Source organism: Ursidibacter arcticus (assembly GCF_009761375.1).
GTDB classification, from domain to species: domain Bacteria; phylum Pseudomonadota; class Gammaproteobacteria; order Enterobacterales; family Pasteurellaceae; genus Ursidibacter; species Ursidibacter arcticus.
Genome location: NZ_LEKM01000147.1, coordinates 1 through 5339, shown reverse-complemented (window position 1 = coordinate 5339; position 5339 = coordinate 1). Strand labels below are relative to the sequence as shown.

Sequence of the window (5339 nt, the reverse complement as noted above, 5' to 3'; positions counted from 1 at the left end):
ATTTTAATTGGTTTATTGATAGTAAAAGCTAGGCTCAATGCCTAGCTCAGACTGATGACAAACCCCAATTTGTTGTATCCAATTAACGGACGCCAGCGTGGCGTCCCTACACAACAAAATAAAATCTGTTATTTTTCAATTGGTTATAACTTTTCTTGTAGGGACGCCACGCTGGCGTCCGAATGAAAAAAGACTTTGTCAATAATCTGAGCTAGGCATAATGCCTAGCTTTTTTGTTGGGAAATATCCTATTCAATTTAAAGAAATTATCCTTCTTCGTATGTCAGATAATCTATCATTGACATAAGAATATAGATACAATAGTTTCCTCGATAAAATCTACTTTTAATTTAGGTATTATATGGAATATCACTCTTCTCAATCATATCCAGCACAACGGAAACATAAAGCCCCCTCTTTAATTGGACATCTTATCTTTGCTAGTCGCTGGCTACAATTGCCAATGTACTTGGGCTTAATTGTAGTACAAGGTATTTATGCGTATAAATTTATTAAATCATTGTGGGAACTCACAATTAATTTAAAACAGATGGACTCAAATACCATTATGTTGGCTGTGCTTAATCTTATTGATGTAGTGATGATTGCAAACTTGCTTGTAATGGTCATCGTAGGAGGTTACGAAATTTTTGTGTCTAAGTTACACACAGAAAATCACCCTGATGAGCCTGAATGGTTAAGTCACGTCAATGCTTCCGTACTAAAAGTGAAGCTTTCAATGTCGATTATCAGTATCTCATCCATTCATATGTTGCAGACATTTGTTAATGCAGCAAATATGGATGAAAAAACAATGATGTGGCAATTATTGTTACATTTAGGTTTCTTAGTTTCAGCTCTTGCAATGGCATATACAGATAAAATCCTATACGGAACAAGCCACAAAGGACATTAACAATAGGCTTACAAGCGGTTAGTTAAGGCAAATTATTTGCAAATAAAGATGAAAAAGGCGGGATTTCCCGCCTATTTTTTAGATTAAGAATTAGATATTTTTCGCAATTAAATCACCCATTTCACTGGTTGAAATTGTTGCTGATTTATCGGCTAAATCGGCGGTACGGTAGCCTTCTGCTAAGACTTTTTGTACCGCATTTTCGATAGCTTTGGCTGCATCTTCCAAACCAAAACTATAACGTAGCATCATTGCCGCAGAAAGAATTTGTGCGATAGGATTTGCGATATTCTTACCTGCAATATCAGGTGCAGAGCCACCTGCTGGCTCGAATAAACCAAAGCCTTTTTCATTTAAGCTCGCTGATGGCAACATTCCCATTGAACCTGTAATCATTGCACATTCATCAGAAATAATATCGCCGAAAATATTTGAACAGAGTAACACATCAAAAAACTCTGGCTGTTTGATTAACTGCATTGTCGCATTATCAATATAAATATGATCTAATTTTACTTCAGGGTATTGTTTTGCCACTTCATTAACCGTTTCACGCCATAAAATTGAACTCATTAACACATTGGCTTTATCCACCGAAGTAACGTGCTTGCTACGTTTCATTGCTGTTTCAAATGCCACTTTTGCAATACGTTCAATTTCATAACGGTGATAAACTTCTGTATCAAAGGCTTTTTCATTTGCCCCTTCACCTTCACGGCCTTTAGGTTGCCCAAAATAGATACCACCTGTTAATTCACGCACTGTAACCATATCGAAACCTTTGGCTGCAATATCTGCTCGCAGTGGACAGAATTGTTCTAGCCCTTTATAAAGTGTGGCAGGACGAAGATTACAAAATAGGGCAAAATGTTTGCGTAGAGGTAATAATGCACCACGTTCAGGCTGTTCGTTAGCGGGTAAATGTTCCCATTTAGGTCCTCCGACAGAACCAAATAAAATGGCATCAGCCTCTTCACAGCCTTTTAAGGTGCTTTCAGGTAATGCCTTACCGTGATTGTCAATTGCGATGCCACCAATATCATAGTGGTTATAATTAAGGGTAAAACCATATTTTTGTTGTACTACATCAAGCACTTTGATCGCTTGAGCCATAATTTCAGGGCCAATACCATCACCACTTAATACCGCAATGTTGTAAGTTTGCATATAAATTCCTCAAGTTATAATTGATTAAATGAAAGCGACAATATAAAACATTTCCGTATTAAATGGGGAATTTTTTGTGTGATTTTAGCGATTTCCGTCAAGGCAATCGCATATCCTGTCTATTTTTCAACCTACGCCCCCAGTAACAAAAACCTTGCTAAATGACAGTTACAACAAGAAAGACGATATCTAAAAATGAGTACTTTTGATTATATGTTATAGGGTCAGATAAATGCTTCGAAAAAATGGAGAATACTCATTTTACAACCTATATTAATATGGAATATGAATCTCCATTAGATCATAAATTGACAGAAAATACGATCTTGTCCTGCACATTGCAAAACTTTCCTCCAAAATCACCGCTTACAAGCGGTCATAAAACTGCTAAAATTTGCAAAATTTTTTATAAGATATTGAGATTATGGCTTTAATTAACCTTTCTAATGCCTATTTAGGCTTTGGCGATCACCCACTGTTAGATCACACAGAATTACATATTGAAGCAGGCGAGCGAGTCTGTTTAGTTGGGCGTAATGGGGCGGGTAAATCCACCCTAATGAAAATTCTTGCAGGCGATATTCAACTTGATGATGGCAAACTGATTTTTGAGAAAGATATTGTTGTGGCTCGCTTAGAGCAAGACCCTCCACGCTTTGCGGAAGGGACAATTTTTGATTATGTTGCGGAAGGTATTAGCCATCTTGCTGATCTGTTAAAGCAATATCATCATATTTCGGTTGAAATGCAGACAGACTATAACGACACTTTAATGGCAAAGCTCTCCGCTGTACAAACTCAACTTGAACACGCTAACGGTTGGCAGTTTGAAAACCGTATTCAAGATACGCTCCGTTTGTTAGAACTTAACCCAGACACACCGCTTTCCGCATTGTCGGGCGGTTGGTTGCGTAAAGCGGCACTTGCACGAGCGTTAGTGTCAAACCCTGATGTGTTGCTACTAGATGAGCCAACCAACCATTTAGATGTTGATGCAATCAACTGGCTAGAAAATCTCTTATTGGATTTTAAAGGTAGCATTATTTTTATTTCGCACGATCGTGCTTTCATTCGCAAAATGGCAACTCGTATTGTGGATTTAGATCGGGGTAAATTAGTTTCTTACCCTGGAAATTACGATCTTTATCTCACAACTAAAGCAGAAGACTTGCGTGTCGAAGCATTACAAAATGAGCTGTTTGATAAGAAACTCGCCCAAGAAGAAGTTTGGATCAGACAAGGTATTAAAGCTCGCCGTACTCGCAATGAAGGACGTGTAAGAGCCTTAAAAGCCCTTCGAGAAGAAAGACGAAATCGCCGAGAAGTGTTGGGAACGGCAAAAATTCAGCTCGATCAGACCGCTCGTTCTGGCAAAATTGTCTTTGAAGTGGAAAATGCCAGCTATGAAGTTGCAGGTAAAACGTTATTGAGCAATTTTAGCACGACTATTCTGCGTGGCGATAAAATTGCCCTTGTTGGTGCAAATGGCTGTGGAAAAACTACCTTTATCAAGCTCTTATTAGGCGAATTACAACCGACATCAGGTTCTATTCGCTGTGGTACAAAATTAGAAGTAGCTTATTTCGATCAATATCGTGCTGAACTCGATCCTGAAAAAACAGTGATGGATAACGTTGCTGATGGTAAGCAAGATATTGAAGTAAATGGTGTAAAACGCCACGTTTTAGGCTATTTACAAGACTTTTTATTCCCACCAAAACGAGCAATGACACCTGTTAAAGCATTATCTGGCGGTGAACGTAACCGCTTATTGTTGGCGAAATTACTACTTAAACCAAATAATTTATTGATATTAGACGAGCCGACTAACGATCTTGATGTGGAAACATTAGAGCTGTTGGAAGAACTATTAGCCGACTATCAAGGCACACTCTTGATCGTAAGCCACGACCGTCAATTTATTGATAATACCGTTGAAGAGTGTTACATCTTTGAAGGTAATGGCGTTTTAAATAAATACATCGGTGGCTATCACGATGCAAAACAGCAACAAGAAAATTATCACACTAGTCTTGAAAACAAGCGGTTAGATACAAGCAAAAATTTGCAAAAAACAACTGAAAAGCTACCGCTTGTAGAACAGGAAAAAGCGAAAACTGAACCTGCAAAAAAAGTGAAGCTCTCTTATAAAGATCAACGTGAATTGGAAGCGTTACCTGAAAAAATGGAGCAACTTGAAGCTGAAATTGAAACATTACAGTTAGAAGTAAATAGTGCTGATTTCTTTAGCAAAGATCCAAGTTACACCCAAGCACAGCTACAAAAACTCGCCGATACCGAGCAAGCCTTAGAACAAGCATTTGAACGCTGGGAAGAGTTAGAAAACATTAAAAATGGGAATGTGTAAAATCTGAAATCTATAGCAAAATTTGTGTTAATACCCGTTTCTACAACCTCTTCAGAAACGGGTAATTAACATTTAAAAACAAATAAAATTAGAATTCGTAATTAACACCTACATTGTAAGATGCCGCATTACCACTAAACGATACACCAGCTTTTGCTGCTACTTTATCATTGAAACGATAACCAGCCCCAACTGCCACAGCTGTTGCAGATTTGTACCCACCCACTGCTGCAGTAATATTCACTTTGCCGACATTATATGGTTGAAATAAACCTGATAACGCTGCCTGCTGAGCCAAACCACGCTCTAGTTTTTTATCTAGCTTCGTTACACGCTGATCTAATTTATTAATGTTTTCGGCATTGTTGTTAATGCGATTAAAATTCGCTCTAATTGCATTTTCAGTAGCCTCTGCACGTACTTTTAGATCAGAAATAGCGGCAATATTTGCATTCGCTTTATTATCAACATTGATAATATTTTGTTGGAGTCTTTCATCTGCTCTATCAACATACTCCTTATCTGATTTTTTCTCTAGTTCAGATCTAATACCTGATAAATTTTGCTCTGTTGGAATAGAGTTTTTCACTATTTGAATTTCATCATCTACGTAGGTTTTATCAGCTTTTCTGGCAATTGCACCTTCCGCCAATTCAGTACGACCTTCTAAATTAGCAACAGAAATTTTGTTTACATTTGCTTGATCTTTCACTTTAAGAAGCTCTTGATCTAGCACATCATTAGCAGTATTCACGTGAGTAATGATATTAGATAGATTAGTATCAACGTAATCTTTGTCTGCTTTTTTGTCCAAATCATCTTGATTTGCTTTCTTAGCAATTGCACCTTCCGCCAATTCAGTACGACCTTCTAAATTAGCAACAGAAA

The 5339-nt window shown here is 37.6% G+C and carries 3 protein-coding genes and 1 pseudogene; 2 read left to right on the top strand and 2 right to left on the bottom strand.

What is annotated here, in order from left to right; translation table 11 throughout:
* Nucleotides 1-427: 427 nt before the first annotated feature.
* Nucleotides 428-916 (top strand): annotated as a pseudogene (locus A1D25_RS06620) (TIGR00645 family protein); the annotation flags it as partial.
* A gap of 90 nt (nt 917-1006) precedes the next feature.
* Here A1D25_RS06620 and leuB read toward each other — a convergent pair.
* Nucleotides 1007-2083, bottom strand: coding sequence for a 3-isopropylmalate dehydrogenase (gene leuB / locus A1D25_RS06615; protein WP_157394905.1), 1077 nt, complete (start codon nt 2081-2083; stop codon nt 1007-1009).
* 424 nt (nt 2084-2507) lie between these two features.
* On the opposite strand from leuB, the gene A1D25_RS06610 reads away from it, so the two are divergent.
* Nucleotides 2508-4451 (top strand): ABC transporter ATP-binding protein, encoded by a 1944-nt coding sequence (locus A1D25_RS06610; RefSeq protein ID WP_157394904.1) that lies wholly within the window; start codon nt 2508-2510, stop codon nt 4449-4451.
* Nucleotides 4452-4539: 88 nt separating this feature from the next.
* Here the strand turns inward: A1D25_RS06610 and A1D25_RS10995 are convergent.
* Nucleotides 4540-5339: YadA C-terminal domain-containing protein (locus A1D25_RS10995; protein ID WP_338065563.1), on the bottom strand; the 800-nt coding region annotated here is incomplete at its 5' end.

Excerpts from the sequence above, each read along its gene's own strand:
- leuB (WP_157394905.1), bottom strand. The coding sequence starts at position 2,083 with ATGCAAACTTACAACATTGCGGTATTAAGTGGTGATGGTATTGGCCCT.
- A1D25_RS06610 (WP_157394904.1), top strand. The coding sequence starts at position 2,508 with ATGGCTTTAATTAACCTTTCTAATGCCTATTTAGGCTTTGGCGATCAC.